Genomic DNA, 15,104 nt, shown 5'->3' with positions numbered 1-15,104 from the left:
AAAATTTTGCTATTTAGTTGTTCTAAATGAGAAATTTTTAACGCTGTTAGCGTCATATTTGCTCCTTCAAATTGAACAGGTATTAAGTGAAATTGGTATTACCTTTATGACAACAGGAAAAACGAATGAAACATTCTTTAATTTGCCTATCGATTGTAAGTGCCCTTTCAACTGCCGCAGCATCGGCGTCTGAGCCCGACTACCAGGGTGCAGCCGCTGAGCTGGCAATTAACAACACCTGCATCATCAGATTCAACGACAAAACAGAAAAACTGGATGTGGAAGGTAAGGCCAGAGGGTTGCTGGCTCGCGCAAACGCTCAGGCAAAACACATTTATAAACATGCAATGAAAGGCATGGCAGTTAACATGAGCTGCGAGCAGGCACGTGCCACTTTTGCTGCAGAATCTGCCTCAATGCGCTTTACGCCAGACGGCACCGTGTATGCCAGTCCAGCCAAAAAGCTTGGCAAACCAGGCGGTGGAGGTTCGCAAGGCCAAACTATTCCATGGAGTGTCAGCCGTGTTGGTGGCCCCGTTGATGGTAGCGGTTATACTGCCTGGGTTATAGATACAGGCATTGACGTTGACCACAGCGACCTCAATGTCGACAGCAGCCGAGGTTTCAGCGCATTTAGTAAAGGTAAAAATGCTGGCGTGGACGACGGCAACGGGCATGGCACACATGTCGCCGGCACCATTGCTGCATTAGATAATGGCATCGATGTGGTTGGTGTTGCAGCGGGTGCCACCGTGGTGCCGGTCAAAGTACTCGACTCTCGCGGCTCAGGCAGTTGGTCGGGTGTCTTAGCCGGTATTGATCATGTGGCAGCCAATGCGTCACCGGGGGACTGTGTCAACATGAGCCTGGGCGGTGGCTTCAACCAGGAACTGAATGATGCCGTTGAAAGCGCAGCGCAACAGTCAGGTGCATTCTTTGTGATTGCAGCCGGCAATGAAAGCCAGCATGCCAACAATGTTTCACCTGCCAGTGCGTCACACCCGCGTGTATATACTATCTCAGCGACAGATGCCAATGATCGCTTCGCCAGCTTCTCCAACTATGGGAATCCGCCAGTTGATTACGCGGCACCAGGTGTCAGCATTTTATCAACACGCAGCGGCGGTGGCACAACGACTATGTCGGGGACGTCCATGGCATCACCCGCAGCCTGTGGCGTGATCATGATGAGCAATGGCAACCCCAGAACGGATGGCCGCGCCAGTGGTGATCCGGATGGTAATGCCGACAGCATCATTCATTTATAAGTCAATGACGGCAGTTCAGCCTCAGGGCTGAGCTGCCTCTATAACAAACCAAATCACACAATCAGAGCGCGATTCCCTGCGCTTGCATTGAGCGCACACCCGCAATCGCCTGCATGATATCCATAAAGTACACGTCCTCGAGCAAAGAGATCACATCATTCCACCTTGGGTTAAATTCATTATTCTCCCAACGTCTTAATGTGCGCTCTTCTATACCATAACTGGCGGCAGATTCTGCCTGAGTATAGCCTCTTAACTTACGCGCATACTTTAATAACTGTGCCCCCCTTGGCGCGCGGAGTAAGTCAAACTCTTGTACCTTGTCCTGATGCGGTGATGGAACGCCTCCTCCCAGAGTAAAAGGGTTGATCATAGTTTCTGTTGGGATCTTACAGGTTGCTGTGCTGGTCATATCCACTTCCTTACTTTTTTACGCAATCTTGTCATGTTACCCAACCACCTTGGGGCAATTGAGTCATTATCTACTATCAGCAATGGCTGTTAACGCGGACTGAATCCTTAAAACACCGCCAATGCGTAATTTATGAAAGATGATAGTTTAGTTTTTTACGCAGATCAATGCGTAACTTTCAAAATTTTGCGTAAAATTTTGAATTGCGTTTTCTTATTCAAGTTTCTATAATGCTGTATTGCTTAAAAATGTGACACCAGAGGCGTGGTATCAAACAATGGAAAAACAACACAATACGGAAGCTGATATCTCAGCATTCGCAGAACGCGTTGAATATGCAATTAAACCGCATAGCATTCGCGCCTTTGCGTCAAAAATTGATATTTCTGAAGGAACATTAAGACGCATACTCAAAGGCGAAGATCCTAAGCTGAGTATTGTGGAACGTATTGCACAGGTCGCTAATGTGGACTTAATGTGGCTGATCCAGGGAGAAACGGCAGCAGACTGTCCACAGTCGCCGATCATTACCCAACCACTAGTTAAACTGGATGAGTTTAACGAGGCCTTTGTGCTGGTGCCGGGCTATCATGTGTCAGTCAGTACTGGCCACGGTGCATTTAATGACAATGCTCAAGTCGCGCGCCACCTGGCGTTCAGAAAGAAATGGATCGACTATAAAAACCTCGATAAAAGTGAACTGGCTGTGGTGTTCGCCAAAGGAGACTCCATGGAGCCTACCATTCACAACAACAACACCATTTTGGTCGATTTGAGCGATAAAAAGCTCAGTGAAGGCCTCATCTATGTTGTTCGCCTGGGGGAAGAGCTGTATGCCAAACGCTTGCAGCAATATCTGGATGGCTCGGTCAGGCTTATCAGTGATAACAAAGAATATGTTGAGCAGGTGGTTCGAGCTGATGAGTTGGAGCAGCTGGAGATCATTGGTAAAGTGGTGTGGATAGGCAAAGATCTGGCGTGATTAAGCGCCAGATTAGTACTTACCGCCCTGTTCATTTGAACTGGTTACAATCTCCCCCTGATAGAGTTGATTGCGGCCACTGCCGCCGTTAAGGGTGTCGTAACCCGTGCCACCAGCGAGGATATCATTGCCCTCTTTGCCTTCGAGTACATCTTTGTCATCGCCGCCTATCAGGGTGTCGTCGCCAGTGCCACCGACCAGCTTATCACGCCCGGCAAACCCTCTGAGTTCATCATTACCGGCACCACCAAACAATCGGTCCGAACCGCGTCCACCCATTACTTCATCATCACCGCTACCGGCCCAGACGTGTTGCTCAGTGGCCATAGCGCGACCGTCGTAACTGTCGTCGCCTTCACTGAGATAAACGTGAATTTGCTCAACCTGATTGGCATAGATAAACACACAGCTGGCGCTGTCTGAAGTGGCTCTCATTACTTTAATGCGCCGACCGTCCAAAGTTAGCCGATACGTTTCTGCCTCCGGCGTGCCAACAATATTAAGCACCACAATGTGCCTGACAGATTTCACTGCACGCAAAGACATGCGCTTTAATTCGACAATGGCGCCTCCACCCAGTCCGACGCACACGCCATCGGATGCAATTGCACCGCGAGCACCAAACATGCCCATAAGACCTATTAAAAACGCCACTAAGACCCGCTTAACCATATCCCTACACCCTTTTGAAAGCGTTGTTTAATCTGGCTGAGTAAAAGCTCATATGCCGTGCTAATACCATATAACCAGATTACCTACTGTCACTCTAGCGACACAGTGTGGACACAATGTGCAGATGTAACACAGGGAGCTCATTTTAGTTTAGCTGCTCGACAGGAGAATGGTGGGCAAAATTATTAGGGTAGGTTGCAGGCCTTGTTGGGTATGTGGGTATTCAGTAAGAGCCCATTACGGGCTCTGTGATCAAGAGATCCGGTTTAGCACTCACATGCCCAGTAACGATTACCTGTTTCTGATTGCGGTGGACGATTACAGCGATATGTGAGTCCACCTGCCACATTAGGGGTTTGTTGCTGTGCCAGTTGTTGTGTGTCTGAAAGGCGTTTTAGTGCTGATTTTTTAATTTGTAGTTTCATTTTCTTGTCCTTGAGTTGAATTTTTTATGATCATAAAACAGACCATCACAAATAACCTGACATTTTAAGCACAATAAATCAACAGTTATTTTACCATTTATGAATCATCGGTCATCCACTCGGCCATACGTGCCGTAATCTCTTGCTCGGTTAAATCTTCCTGGTGCGTGCCTATGGTCCAGACGTGACCAAACGGATCCTGCAATGTACCCGCCCTGTCACCATAAAATTGATCCACCACAGGCCGCAGCTCCGTAGCCCCGGCAGCAATGGCCTGAGCAAAAGTACTGTCAACATCGGGCACGTACAGCATCAAACTAACGGGTGTACCACCGAGTTGCTGCGGACTCTTAAAGTGCATATCCGGGCACATATCTGACAACATCAGATGAGAGTCACCAATTTTTAGCTCAGCATGTGCAACGCCGCCATCCGGCATAGGCAGCTGCATGATGAGCTCCGCAGCAAAAGCCTTGCGGTAAAAGTCTATCGCCTGAGCCGCGTTTTCGGTGATCAGATAGGGCGTCAGGGCGTGGTAGCCGTCCGGTATCGCTGAAACTGTCATGATGATTTCCTCGCAAGTTAGACACAGTGCCATGACTTATCTTTTGGCTGTAGGCATAGTCACGTGCATGCCAAATCGCTCGTCAGACATTCTGATCATTTAAAGCTAGTCCAGTTCACCGAAAAGTCGAGTGAAACCCCAGCTCAGCATAAATCGCCGCAGCGTGTGTTCATGCCTTTTTCGGCGCCACAAAAAGCGCTAAACTAGGCGCTTTTAAAGCCCGACAGTGAGAGCACGATGCAACGTAAAAAGCTGGTAAACCACCTCAATGAGTTTCTGAAACCTTTCCAGATCAAAGACTACTGCCCAAATGGCTTACAGGTCGAAGGAAAAACTGAGATCCGTAAGGTCATCACCGGCGTCACAGCCAGTCAGGCACTGATCGATGCAGCCATTGAGAAACAGGCTGATGCCATCCTGGTCCATCATGGCTACTTCTGGAAAGGCGAAGATCAAACCGTTACCGGCATGAAAAAACGCCGTCTGCAAGCCTTACTGGCTCATGATATTAATTTGCTGGCCTACCATCTGCCGCTGGATGTCCACCCGGAGGTAGGTAACAACGCACAACTGGGTAAGCTGCTTGGCCTGACTATTGAGCGTCCATTAGAACCCTGGAACAGCAACAGCGTGGCGGTAAAAGGTAAGCTGAGCGAGCCCATGTCTGCGAGCGATTTTGCCGCTTTGATTGAGCAGAAGCTGGGTCGTAAACCATTGCTTAACCAGGCGGGCGACCACCTGATCAAAACCATCGCCTGGTGTACCGGCGGCGGCCAAAGCTTTATTGATCTGGCGGCCAGTCAGGGAATTGATGCCTACCTCACCGGCGAAGCGTCTGAACAAACCATTCACTCATCGAATGAGCAACAGATCCACTTCTTTGCAGCGGGACATCATGCCACCGAGCGATATGGCGCAAAAGCACTGGGCGAATACCTGGCAACCCAGTTTGACCTGGATGTTGAATTTGTTGATATCGACAACCCCGTGTGATCTATGACTAAGCGCACGCAACGTACCCTCAATCGCAATGAGGACCGCAATTTTAGTGAATTAACTGGCAAGTTTAAGAACAATATTTATGGCACCAGCAAAGGCAAACTGAGGGAAGCTGTACTACAGCGCGATCTCGCACAGAACCTGCCCTGGCTGGGAGGTGAGTCAGACAAAACGGTGCTTGATGTTGGCGGGGGACAAGGTCAGCTGGCGCTGTTTCTTGCGCAGCAGGGACATCACGTCACGCTTGTGGATATTTCCGACGAAATGCTGGCACTAGCACAACAACAGGCAAACAAGCTAGGGGTTGGCGAGCGGGTAACCCTGATCCACGCGCCGCTGCAGGCGCTCCCCGAGCTTTCACTCGGTCAGTTTGATTTAGTCATGTGTCATGCGGTGCTGGAATGGCTTACGGAGCAACAACAAGCACTAGCACTACTCACTCAGCGACTCGCTCCGCAAGGTTACTTGTCTCTGATGTATTACAACCGGGCGGCTCAACGCATGGCCAATATGGTCTATGGTAACTTTGACTATGTGCGCAGTGGTCTGCAGGTGAAACAAAAAGTAGGCTTGAGCCCGAACCGCCCATTGGAGCCGCAGGACGTCAACTGCTGGTTACGTGCCCTACCGCTGAAGAAACTTTCTCAGTCGGGCGTGCGCTGCTTTCACGATTATCTGCGTGACCCGGACAAGGGCAACAGTCAGTTTGATGCCTTACTCGAACTTGAGCTTAAGTACAATCAGCAGGAACCTTATGCCTCCCTCGGCAGGTATACACACCTGATGTTGCAGCACCAAGCGGCCTCGGACGACCAATAAAAAAAGACCCTGGCACCTATTACCAGTGCCAGGGCCGAGACATGTGTCCAGGTCTTTGATCCTGTCGTCATACACTCACATTGCTCAGCGAGCGCATGTCAATGCCAAAGGTCGGGAGAGCAACGATTTAACCGTGGCACAGCAACGCCAGAATGTCATCAACTATCCTTTGAATCATTTTGAAAAGCAAAAATTTCAATTACTTAATGGTTTTTTCTTAGTGGAGAAGTGAGACAAAATTTGCCCATATAGCTGCGGACGCTCGGTCGCTACGCCCTGCCCGCCACTGTCTGCAATCAGCTCCAGCATGTCCTGATTGTCGATCAGGGTGTAAAAATAAAAAGGCGTCTGATCGCCCTGAGATCTCAGTTGCTGTAACAACTTCAACCCCGCCAGCGGCTCCTGGCCTCGGCCCATATCTGAAATAATCAGAGTATATTCATACATTTGCATAAGCAACAAGGCTTCTTCACTGGATTTGACGGTATATACACCAATGTGGTGACGTTCAAAATAGCGCTTTTCCTGCAAATTATTTGTCGGATTGTCATCGACCCAAAGTATGCGTCCGATGGCACTGGGTGGCTCGCCGTAGCGCAACTCTGGCACCTGCTCGGTACTGTGCGTCATTAATCCGATAAAACACAAACAGGCAATCACCAGCACCGGCAGCCAATAACGAGTAGGTAAGCTACTTTCATTGCGCGCACCACCCAGTGTGACAGATTGGGTGATGGCAGAAGACGGAGTTGCAGCGCCATAGGCAGACTCGATCAGGGTGCCTGTAAATTCGTGCTCACTCACCTCGATAGCTGGAGCAAATCGATAACCCTGACCGCGCACAGTCACGATACAGTTTTGTACAAGCCCCGCGCGGTTTAGCTGACTACGCAGATCGGAGACCAGCTTTGGCAATGACCAGTCTGACACTACGGTGTTGGGCCACAACAGCTTAACCAGCTCGGCATGCGAGCAGATCTGAGGGCGACGCTGCAATAGATAATGAAGAAGCATAAAGGCGCGGTCGTCCAGTTGAGTCGACCGCTCATTGATGATGACGCACTGCGTCGCAATATTCAAACGCGCATTGGCGAATTGAAATTCCATAATTCTGACAATATTCTTGTTATTATCGCACCAGCGTAGCGGATTTCTTATTCACATGCCAGTTACAAGCACTTGAATAGTTATCAACTTTGGTCTTACTGGTGCTGTCCATTATGCAAAATAGATCAATTTATAAGCTTTAGAATCAATGGCTAACCTTATTCATTGAGCCATTCAAAGGCACGCTGCAAAAACGCAACGGCGTCTTTTTCGATGATCAGACCATGGGCCATCACCAGACGCTTGGGTGCCCAGCCCAGCATAGTCGCCAGATGTTTACGAGCAGTATCATGATGAAAGATAAAGCTCAGCCGCCAGTCCAGCGGGGTCTGGCCTTCAGGTGCTACCACGCCCGCACCCTTTGCCACAAAGCGCTGGAAGGTATTCAGGCTGTCCGGATCAAAGTTTTCAATCAGATCGGTCACCAGTAGTGTGCTACTTTGCGGGTGATAAAAAATCGCCTCTTCCATTGCAGGCGACCCCGTAAAAAGCAGTGTTTTCAGCGTATTATCCCATGGATAGTGGTGGTCATTATCGATTATCCCATCAAACCTGAGCGTATCGCACTTGTCTTTGACCTCCTGGGTGCCAAAGGTTTGTGCTTCCGGATAGGTCTCCTGCCATGGTGCCATAAACAGGTGATGCAGGTGGTTCGGAGCCACCAGATAGGTCACAGGCCCAAGGGCATCGACCTGCTCACGCAGCTCTGGCGTCAGGCGAATGGGGCTGTGTACCCATAAACCGCCACACGCCAAGCGCACTATTGTCATACGGGTGGTGAAAGGCATAGTGTAAAAAGACACGGCTTCACCATCGAAAATCCAAATATTATCGTCCAGCTGTCTCATATTCATCTCCCTGGGGACCTAACTTCCCCTTAGTTCACTTATACAAAATAAGAAAAAGTAATGAGATTAGAGGCTAGCATACTTGTCGATAATTTATCCAACCTGGCCCTGAGTGAGAAAAGTTGATACGTACACTTAAGTTTACTGGCAAACGTCTTTGAGTATTTGCGCACCCAAATCGCGCATTACCTGTGGTTCAGGATGTGTGTGGGCAAAGGTACGTAATCCATAGATACTCACAATAAGGCTCCGTGCTCTGTCCAAAGGACTGCGCGTACCTGTCAGTTCGCCCTGCTCAGCAATGCGCTCAAACACTGAGCAAAGGGCATTACGCCACATGGCACACTGCTCACTGAGAATAGCTTGTGCCTCCTCATCCTGCTCAGCCAGCTCATTCAGCGCTTTTTGTGTCAGGCAAAGTTTTTGTGGGTCGCAGCTCACACATTCATCCACGACATGAGTCAGATAGGCTGCCAGCCCGGCTCTGGCAGAGGTGTGTTGTGCAAACAACCCTTGCAATTCATTGCCGCGATCGCGATTGTACTGCTCCAGTGCCGCCAGCAGTAAGCCCCGCTTGTTCTGAAACGCGCAGTAAATCGACCCGGGATGTAAACCAGTTACAGCTTTAAGGTCTTGCATACTGGTTTTGGCATAGCCTTTTTCCATAAACGCCGTCATCGCGGCTCTGAGCACCTGCTCTTTGTCAAATTCTGCGCTGCGCATCTCATTATTCTCCTCATATCACATGGTGCATTTTACTCATTTTTGAACAAATGTTCAAAATATACTTGAACGCTCGTTCAAATGATCATATCTTGAATAAACATTCAAAAACTAACCGGGTCCAACTATGACGAGCAAACTATTTGAAACTTATACCTTAAATGATCAGATCTCACTGAAAAACCGCATTCTGATGGCGCCACTCACCCGCTGTATGGCGGACGACCAACTGGTACCAACCGATGCCATGGCCGAGTATTATGCGCGGCGTGCCGATGCGGGGTTAATTATTTCTGAAGCAACGATTATTCGCCCTGACGGGCAGGGTTACCCAAATACACCGGGTCTGTTTACCCCTGAGCAAATAACTGGGTGGCGCAAAGTTACCGACGCGGTGCACACCAACGGCGGTAAGATTTTTGCCCAGCTGTGGCATACCGGCCGGGTTGCACATCCGCATTTCTTTGACGGTGACAAAGTGCTGGCGCCCAGCGCAGAAAAAGTAGAGGGCACGGTGCCTCGCATGCGGGATTTAAGCTATATCATGCCCACACCAGCCACGCCTGAAGACATCTCCCAGCTTGTTGCAGACTATGCACAGGCGGCCAGTAATGCCATAGATGCAGGTTTTGATGGTATCGAGATCCATGCCGCCAATGGTTACCTGATCGACCAGTTTTTACATTACGACAGTAACAAACGAACCGATGAATACGGCGAGACGCCGCGAAACATGAGCCGCTTTGCACTTGAGGTTATCGATGCTGTCAGTGAGCGCATTGGCGCCGAGCGTACCGCTGTGCGGCTAACACCGGGTGCCTATTTTAATATGCAGGCAGACCCTCGTGACAAAGCGGTGTTCGACTATTTACTGGCACAACTTGAACAGCGCACACTGGCCTTTGTACACATAGGTATCTTTGACGACGCAATGGAATTTGACTTCCTGGGCGGGCGTGTATCCGATTATGTCAGGGCAAATTACAGTAAAACGCTGGTTGGCGTGGGCGGCTTTACCCCCCAAACTGGCGAGCAGGCGCTGCGCGACGCACGTTTTGACCTGCTGGCAATTGGCCGGCCTTTCATTGCCAACCCCGATTATGTGGAAAAAGTCAGACAAGGCAAACCGCTGACTGCTTATTCTGAAGAGATGCTGGCAAGTCTGGTGTAATACCATATCAATATCAATTCGCTGCGGGTGAAGATACCCGCATGGTTTGCCGGGTGGGCCCTACTGAGCGGCAGGCTCTGTGTGTAATATCACCGGAAGTTGCTCGGCCTGCCAGTGAAGGTAATCACCACTGAGGTGCAGCAGGCTGAACCCCTGCTGCGCCAAAGCCTGTTCGAAAATGGCTGCCCGTCGGCCTGAGCGGCAATAGACCACCAGCGTCTGAGGTTTCAGCGTATCCAGCAAAGACTGATGCTGGGCGATTTGATCAAAAGGAATATTAATAGCCCCTTTAAGGTGACCCGCCCGGAACTCTTTTTCGCTTCTGACATCCACAATGACATGGGGCTGTGCCGACATCTGATTGCGCAATAACGCCTGCTGACTAATAACTTCAGTGGCAGCCTGGGCAACTAAGCTCAACAAACCAAACAACACAAAAATACTTTGCTTAATCATAAAACACCTTCTGCTTCATAGACTTTGAGACTATAACAAGAATAGCAAAAGCACTGTCTGTTCACCCCAAGAATAATTTACCCCGAAAAACAAGCATAAATCAGAATAACCCTCCTAACTCGTCAAGTTTACCCACAACAGAAACGTTGTACCAGATGTGCATTTTTCACTTTGAGAAACACCCATTTATTTTACAATTACTTATTTTTTGATCTGGCTCATTGGTCTGACAGCTACGGCTATAGTCTAATACTCAGAACCCTGATCAGCGACTATTACTAGTAGTTGGGTACGAAAGTACGTGCCAGAGTAAGTAAAAAAGGAACACAAAATCAAAACTTGAGCTTTTACTCTATTTTGCTATATTTTTTTATCAGGCTTTACATAGAACGACTTTGCCCCCCTCTAAAGGGACACACTAATAACGACGAATAAACAGTGCAAATTTGTCTTGGGAATTAAATATATTGGTTATGAATTCGTCACATTGACGGATGACAATAACATCAGTTCGTAAACCTTTCGGTTGCAGTAAATCGTAACCGGAAACGTGGCTTAGAAGTGCGATAGTTGAGCCGCCTTAAGTTCGGAAGAGCAATAATGGAAAGCAAAAAAATCGCAGTCGTCACTGGTGCACTGGGTGGCATCGGTTCAGCTATCGTCAAAGAGCTGGTTAATGCAAACTGTTTTGTTGTGGCTGTTGCCAGCCCACGTCGTACCTCTGCGGATATCGACGCCTGGCTTAATGAACAGTCAATCAACCCGGCAGCCGTTCATGGCATCTTTTTAGATGTCACCGATCATGAAGCCTGCCAGCAGCAGCTCAATGATGTCATCGATGAGTTTGGCCGCATCGATATTCTGGTCAATAATGCAGGCATCACACGGGATACCTCATTTAAAAAGATGACCCTGACGCAATGGCAGGAAGTTATCGACACTAATTTTAATTCCATGTTCAACATGACTCACCCGGTTTTTGCGCACATGTGCGCGAATAAATCCGGCCGCATTATCAATATTTCCAGCGTTAATGGCCAGAAGGGTCAGTTTGGTCAGGCCAACTATTCAGCCGCTAAAGCCGGCATGATCGGCTTCAGCAAAGCGCTGGCCTACGAGGGCGCCCGCGCAGGCGTGACCGTAAACGTGGTAGCCCCGGGTTACACGGCAACACCTATGGTCGAGAAAATGCGTGACGATGTGCTTGAAAGCATCAAGGCACAAGTGCCGATGCAGCGCTTAGCCACGCCAACTGAAGTGGCTCAGTCGGTCGCCTACCTGGCATCTGATCAGGCAGCCTATATCACAGGTGAAACGCTGGCGATTAACGGCGGACTTTATATGAACTAAGCGGCGTATATCAGGATTGAGCCTACGCTCTGAAGTACCTGGGCAGTAACGCTACCTATTACGGACTTTTTTGATAAACAGGAAGCACACCATGTACAACGATCTAATGAAAACTTTTACCGAGCAAAGCGAACAGTTTTTCTCTCCGGCTATCAAGTTCAACCAACTGGTTGCTAAAAACATCGAGCAACTGGCACAAATTCAGCTTGATGCAACAGAAAACTTCACTAAGACGTCTGTTGAGCAACTAAAAACAGCTGCTGAAGTAAAAGATGTTAAGTCTTTCATCGACTTCAATGCCAGCCAGCTTACTGCAATGAACAAGCTAAGCCAGCAAATGATCGACGATGGTCAAAAGCTGACTCAACTGGGTAATGAGTTCAAAGAGCACCTTGACGCTATCTCTAAAGACAGTGTTAAAGCCACTGCTAAAGCTTAATCGCTGTTGTCTGCCCCTGCCCTGTGCGGGGGCATTTTTTTTAGCCTGTTTTTTGTAGTGGCTGATCCGCTATACCAAACACGACACAAGACACGTGCAATCAATTTGCCTACTAGGACACGAGTAATGGATACCGATAACACAGATCTTAATAAAACGCTGACTGCCTGGTGGCAGTACAATCAAGATCTCTACACCATATTCAGTAATAACCTGCTCAAAGAAAACCCCGTTCAACAAGCCCTGAACGAGCAAAGTGCCCGGGATTTTGGTGTCTGGTTGAACGAAATAGCGAAGCAGCCAGAAACCTTTGTTCAGCACCAGTTTGACTGGTGGCAGGAGCAACTCAAAATCATGCAACAAACCTGGGGCCAGGGGTTCGACACCGAGCAACCAGATGTCATTGAAACAGAACGCGGGGACCGTCGCTTTAAAGCCGACGAGTGGCGCGACAACCCCTGGTTTAACTACATCAAGCAAAGCTATTTGCTGTTTGGTCAGTCCCTGCTGTCTTCTATCCGCGAAACACCGGGGCTGGATGACAAGCTCAAAGAGCGCCTGGAGTTTTTTGCCCGCCAGGTTGTGAACTCAATCTCCCCGAGTAACTTTATTTCGACCAACCCTGAACTGCTCAAACTGACTCTGGATTCCAAAGGTGAAAACCTCATCAAAGGCCTGGAGATGTTTAAGAAAGACCTGGCCAAAAGTGGTGATATGCTGCGTATCAGCATGACCGACGAGCACGCTTTTGAGTTAGGTAAAGACATTGCCACCACACCAGGGCGCGTGGTATTTCAGAACCATCTGTTCGAATTAATCCAGTACGAAGCAACGACCAAAGATGTCTATAAAACACCGCTGCTGGTCGTGCCGCCTTATGTCAACAAGTACTACATTCTGGATTTAAAACAGCAGAACTCACTGGTCAAATGGTCTGTCGATCAGGGTCATACCGTATTTATGATCTCGTGGAAAAACCCGGATGCCAGCATGGCCGACATCGGCTTTGAAGATTACGTGGTCGATGGCGTCATTGCTGCCCTGGATGCGATTGAAAAGCAAACCGGCGAAGCCTATGTAAATGCGATCGGCTATTGTATTGCGGGCACGCTGGTCACCACCGCCATGGCGTACTTTGTTTCAAAACGCATGAAGCACCGTATCAAGAGTGCGACCTTGTTAACCACCCTGCTGGATTTCTCACAGCCCGGCGAGATTGGCGTTTTTGTCAATGAGCCCACCATTTCTGCACTGGAGAAATACAACCTGCAAAACGGCATCATGCATGGCCATCTGCTGGGTGTGTCTTTCAGCATGCTGCGAGAAAATAGCCTGTACTGGAATTATTACGTTAATAATTACCTTAAAGGTGAAGCACCGATGGACCTGGATCTGTTGTACTGGAACGGCGACAGCACCAACCTCACTGCAAAATGTCATAACTTTATGCTGCGTGACTTGTATCTGGAAAACCGCCTGGTACAACCACGCGAGGTTGAAGTGAGAGGGACTAAAATCGACCTCAGCAAAGTGAAACAACCGGTATACATGTTATCGACCCGGGATGACCACATAGCCCTATGGCAGGCAACTTTCCAGGGCATTCAGCACACCAGTGCCAAAACCACTTTTGTACTGGGTGAGTCTGGCCACATTGCTGGCGTGATCAATCCACCCGCGGCCGAAAAATATGGTTTCTGGTATGGTCCGGACGCGACCGGCGACGCCAATGCCTGGCTAGACAAGGCCAAGCACGAGAGTGGCTCGTGGTGGCCACACTGGGGCAAGTGGCTAAGCCAGTATGTGGATGAAAAGATCCCCAAACGTGCCACCAGCAGCAAAGCAAACCCGGGCATTTATGACGCCCCCGGTGAATACGTGAAAGTTAAAATCTAACCGACATCAGGGCTGCCAATTGGCAGCCTTTATTTTTGTCTGAGCAACGCTCTGTGTCCGCCCGACATCATATGCAAGCCACTCAAACGCACCGCCTGTTTACTTAATCGTGGAAAATCCTGCCGTAATTTATAACTGTGATAAAGATTACTAAAAATACTGCTACGAGACAGTTTGTCAAGCTGACTGAGAAACTCCTTGGCACTGTGTGCTTGTCCCTCAGACGCCTGTGCTCGACAGCATGCCTGGTAGCGCTTAAGCAAGCTGATAAGCGTGAGCGCAGGGTCTTTTTGCCGCAGTGCCAGCTCCGCTTCAATGAAAAACGCAGTGCCACTCCAGTAAACGCGGGCATGAGCCCGTAGCCGCCACATATCTTCACTCACCCGGGCAAGTGGCCCCGGCGTTTCCCAGGTGCCCAGCCGACCCCGTTCCAGACCGGCCATGATCCGCTGTACATACTCATCTGCACTGATCACCCCACCATGAAGCATAATGACGTTTTGCAAATAGGTAGCCAGTCCCTCTGCGAGCCAGAAATCCGGATAATCGAGCAAAGGGTGATATAAATGGGCCAGTTCATGATACAAAGTCCAGTCGCTGATCAGCTGCTGCTGTGTGGCAAACTGGCTGATATGCAGCTCTATGCCATCCACCTCAGCGCGGTTAACCGCGCCCCAGGGCACAGGTTCACTACTCAAATACACGCTCTTTAACTTCACCGGCAGGTGGGATTGCGCCAAGGGCCCCAGGGTCTGCTCTGTCACTTTGATGCCCTGGTTCAGCCAATCTTTTACAATGACTTGGCGCTTGTCATCCAGCGTTTGTATACCCTGATAAACCAATTCGGTGGCAAAGGCGTTTGAGCACAGTAATAGTGCAAATATCAATCCCCGCATAATGTCTCCCGTTGGCGTCTTACTTTCACCATACCACATACAGCGTGTTTTCGTGGACTGAACCTGGGTATTTTGC

At 49.2% G+C, this 15,104-nt stretch carries 17 protein-coding genes; 8 read left to right on the top strand and 9 right to left on the bottom strand.

All coding sequences use genetic code 11. The annotated features are described in order from the left end of the window. Positions 1-125 precede the first annotated feature (125 nt). Positions 126-1,268, top strand: coding sequence for a S8 family serine peptidase (locus C3B51_RS20670; RefSeq protein ID WP_125716164.1), 1,143 nt, complete (start codon positions 126-128; stop codon positions 1,266-1,268). A 61-nt stretch (positions 1,269-1,329) separates the two neighbouring features. Here the strand turns inward: C3B51_RS20670 and C3B51_RS20665 are convergent, their stop codons facing one another. Then, positions 1,330-1,680, bottom strand: a complete 351-nt coding sequence (locus tag C3B51_RS20665) for a helix-turn-helix domain-containing protein (protein WP_240650306.1) — start codon at positions 1,678-1,680, stop codon at positions 1,330-1,332. A 277-nt stretch (positions 1,681-1,957) separates the two neighbouring features. Here C3B51_RS20665 and C3B51_RS20660 point away from each other — a divergent pair, with 277 nt between their 5' ends. Then, positions 1,958-2,662 carry an XRE family transcriptional regulator gene (locus C3B51_RS20660; RefSeq protein ID WP_125716163.1) on the top strand — a complete coding sequence of 235 codons (705 nt, stop codon included), beginning with the start codon at positions 1,958-1,960 and terminating at the stop codon, positions 2,660-2,662. A 12-nt stretch (positions 2,663-2,674) separates the two neighbouring features. Here the strand turns inward: C3B51_RS20660 and C3B51_RS20655 are convergent, their stop codons facing one another. The 3 genes from C3B51_RS20655 to C3B51_RS20650 all read right to left on the bottom strand — a co-directional run bounded on the left by C3B51_RS20655 (position 2,675) and on the right by C3B51_RS20650 (position 4,324). After that, positions 2,675-3,334, bottom strand: coding sequence for a calcium-binding protein (locus C3B51_RS20655; RefSeq protein WP_125716162.1), 660 nt, complete (start codon positions 3,332-3,334; stop codon positions 2,675-2,677). Positions 3,335-3,600: 266 nt separating this feature from the next. Further along, entirely contained in the window at positions 3,601-3,759 is a 159-nt protein-coding gene (locus C3B51_RS23675) for a hypothetical protein (RefSeq protein ID WP_164519161.1), read from the bottom strand. A 97-nt stretch (positions 3,760-3,856) separates the two neighbouring features. After that, positions 3,857-4,324, bottom strand: coding sequence for a VOC family protein (locus C3B51_RS20650; protein WP_130246261.1), 468 nt, complete (start codon positions 4,322-4,324; stop codon positions 3,857-3,859). A 237-nt stretch (positions 4,325-4,561) separates the two neighbouring features. Between C3B51_RS20650 and C3B51_RS20645 the strand changes: the two genes are divergently transcribed. Beyond that, positions 4,562-5,317 (top strand): Nif3-like dinuclear metal center hexameric protein, encoded by a 756-nt coding sequence (locus C3B51_RS20645; RefSeq protein ID WP_125716160.1) that lies wholly within the window; start codon positions 4,562-4,564, stop codon positions 5,315-5,317. A 3-nt stretch (positions 5,318-5,320) separates the two neighbouring features. Continuing rightward, on the top strand, positions 5,321-6,142 hold the full coding sequence (locus C3B51_RS20640) for a methyltransferase domain-containing protein (protein ID WP_130246260.1): 822 nt from the start codon (positions 5,321-5,323) through the stop codon (positions 6,140-6,142). A 195-nt stretch (positions 6,143-6,337) separates the two neighbouring features. Here C3B51_RS20640 and C3B51_RS20635 read toward each other — a convergent pair whose 3' ends face one another. From C3B51_RS20635 to C3B51_RS20625, 3 genes are all read right to left on the bottom strand, one after another. Then, a complete protein-coding gene (locus C3B51_RS20635; protein WP_130246259.1) occupies positions 6,338-7,249 on the bottom strand; it encodes a winged helix-turn-helix domain-containing protein in 912 nt (303 codons plus the stop codon). A gap of 158 nt (positions 7,250-7,407) precedes the next feature. Further along, positions 7,408-8,097: a DUF4336 domain-containing protein gene (locus C3B51_RS20630; protein WP_125716157.1), complete on the bottom strand. Its 690-nt coding sequence runs from the start codon at positions 8,095-8,097 to the stop codon at positions 7,408-7,410. A 141-nt stretch (positions 8,098-8,238) separates the two neighbouring features. Beyond that, complete coding sequence (locus tag C3B51_RS20625) at positions 8,239-8,820, bottom strand: TetR/AcrR family transcriptional regulator (protein ID WP_125716156.1); 582 nt, start codon at positions 8,818-8,820, stop codon at positions 8,239-8,241. A gap of 127 nt (positions 8,821-8,947) precedes the next feature. Here C3B51_RS20625 and C3B51_RS20620 point away from each other — a divergent pair, with 127 nt between their 5' ends. Further along, complete coding sequence (locus tag C3B51_RS20620; protein ID WP_130246258.1) at positions 8,948-9,991, top strand: alkene reductase; 1,044 nt, start codon at positions 8,948-8,950, stop codon at positions 9,989-9,991. A 60-nt stretch (positions 9,992-10,051) separates the two neighbouring features. Here the strand turns inward: C3B51_RS20620 and C3B51_RS20615 are convergent, their stop codons facing one another. Then, on the bottom strand, positions 10,052-10,447 hold the full coding sequence (locus C3B51_RS20615; RefSeq protein ID WP_125716154.1) for a rhodanese-like domain-containing protein: 396 nt from the start codon (positions 10,445-10,447) through the stop codon (positions 10,052-10,054). Between the two features lie 600 nt (positions 10,448-11,047). Between C3B51_RS20615 and C3B51_RS20610 the strand changes: the two genes are divergently transcribed. From C3B51_RS20610 to phaC, 3 genes are all read left to right on the top strand, one after another. Then, on the top strand, positions 11,048-11,797 hold the full coding sequence (locus tag C3B51_RS20610; RefSeq protein WP_125716153.1) for an SDR family oxidoreductase: 750 nt from the start codon (positions 11,048-11,050) through the stop codon (positions 11,795-11,797). A gap of 91 nt (positions 11,798-11,888) precedes the next feature. Beyond that, on the top strand, positions 11,889-12,236 hold the full coding sequence (locus C3B51_RS20605; protein WP_046006440.1) for a phasin family protein: 348 nt from the start codon (positions 11,889-11,891) through the stop codon (positions 12,234-12,236). A gap of 126 nt (positions 12,237-12,362) precedes the next feature. Continuing rightward, positions 12,363-14,132: a class I poly(R)-hydroxyalkanoic acid synthase gene (phaC, locus tag C3B51_RS20600; protein WP_125716152.1), complete on the top strand. Its 1,770-nt coding sequence runs from the start codon at positions 12,363-12,365 to the stop codon at positions 14,130-14,132. Positions 14,133-14,161: 29 nt separating this feature from the next. Here the strand turns inward: phaC and C3B51_RS20595 are convergent, their stop codons facing one another. Next, on the bottom strand, positions 14,162-15,028 hold the full coding sequence (locus C3B51_RS20595; protein WP_130246257.1) for a hypothetical protein: 867 nt from the start codon (positions 15,026-15,028) through the stop codon (positions 14,162-14,164). Positions 15,029-15,104 lie beyond the last annotated feature (76 nt).

This window comes from Pseudoalteromonas rubra (assembly GCF_004212645.1).
Classification (GTDB): domain Bacteria; phylum Pseudomonadota; class Gammaproteobacteria; order Enterobacterales; family Alteromonadaceae; genus Pseudoalteromonas; species Pseudoalteromonas rubra_G.
This window is presented reverse-complemented; position numbering and strand designations above follow the sequence as displayed.

Coding starts and splice junctions, on each gene's coding strand:
- C3B51_RS20670 (WP_125716164.1), top strand. CDS start 126: ATGAAACATTCTTTAATTTGCCTATCGATTGTAAGTGCCCTTTCAACT.
- C3B51_RS20665 (WP_240650306.1), bottom strand. CDS start 1,680: ATGACCAGCACAGCAACCTGTAAGATCCCAACAGAAACTATGATCAAC.
- C3B51_RS20660 (WP_125716163.1), top strand. CDS start 1,958: ATGGAAAAACAACACAATACGGAAGCTGATATCTCAGCATTCGCAGAA.
- C3B51_RS20655 (WP_125716162.1), bottom strand. CDS start 3,334: ATGGTTAAGCGGGTCTTAGTGGCGTTTTTAATAGGTCTTATGGGCATG.
- C3B51_RS23675 (WP_164519161.1), bottom strand. CDS start 3,759: ATGAAACTACAAATTAAAAAATCAGCACTAAAACGCCTTTCAGACACA.
- C3B51_RS20650 (WP_130246261.1), bottom strand. CDS start 4,324: ATGACAGTTTCAGCGATACCGGACGGCTACCACGCCCTGACGCCCTAT.
- C3B51_RS20645 (WP_125716160.1), top strand. CDS start 4,562: ATGCAACGTAAAAAGCTGGTAAACCACCTCAATGAGTTTCTGAAACCT.
- C3B51_RS20640 (WP_130246260.1), top strand. CDS start 5,321: ATGACTAAGCGCACGCAACGTACCCTCAATCGCAATGAGGACCGCAAT.
- C3B51_RS20635 (WP_130246259.1), bottom strand. CDS start 7,249: ATGGAATTTCAATTCGCCAATGCGCGTTTGAATATTGCGACGCAGTGC.
- C3B51_RS20630 (WP_125716157.1), bottom strand. CDS start 8,097: ATGAGACAGCTGGACGATAATATTTGGATTTTCGATGGTGAAGCCGTG.
- C3B51_RS20625 (WP_125716156.1), bottom strand. CDS start 8,820: ATGCGCAGCGCAGAATTTGACAAAGAGCAGGTGCTCAGAGCCGCGATG.
- C3B51_RS20620 (WP_130246258.1), top strand. CDS start 8,948: ATGACGAGCAAACTATTTGAAACTTATACCTTAAATGATCAGATCTCA.
- C3B51_RS20615 (WP_125716154.1), bottom strand. CDS start 10,447: ATGATTAAGCAAAGTATTTTTGTGTTGTTTGGTTTGTTGAGCTTAGTT.
- C3B51_RS20610 (WP_125716153.1), top strand. CDS start 11,048: ATGGAAAGCAAAAAAATCGCAGTCGTCACTGGTGCACTGGGTGGCATC.
- C3B51_RS20605 (WP_046006440.1), top strand. CDS start 11,889: ATGTACAACGATCTAATGAAAACTTTTACCGAGCAAAGCGAACAGTTT.
- phaC (WP_125716152.1), top strand. CDS start 12,363: ATGGATACCGATAACACAGATCTTAATAAAACGCTGACTGCCTGGTGG.
- C3B51_RS20595 (WP_130246257.1), bottom strand. CDS start 15,028: ATGCGGGGATTGATATTTGCACTATTACTGTGCTCAAACGCCTTTGCC.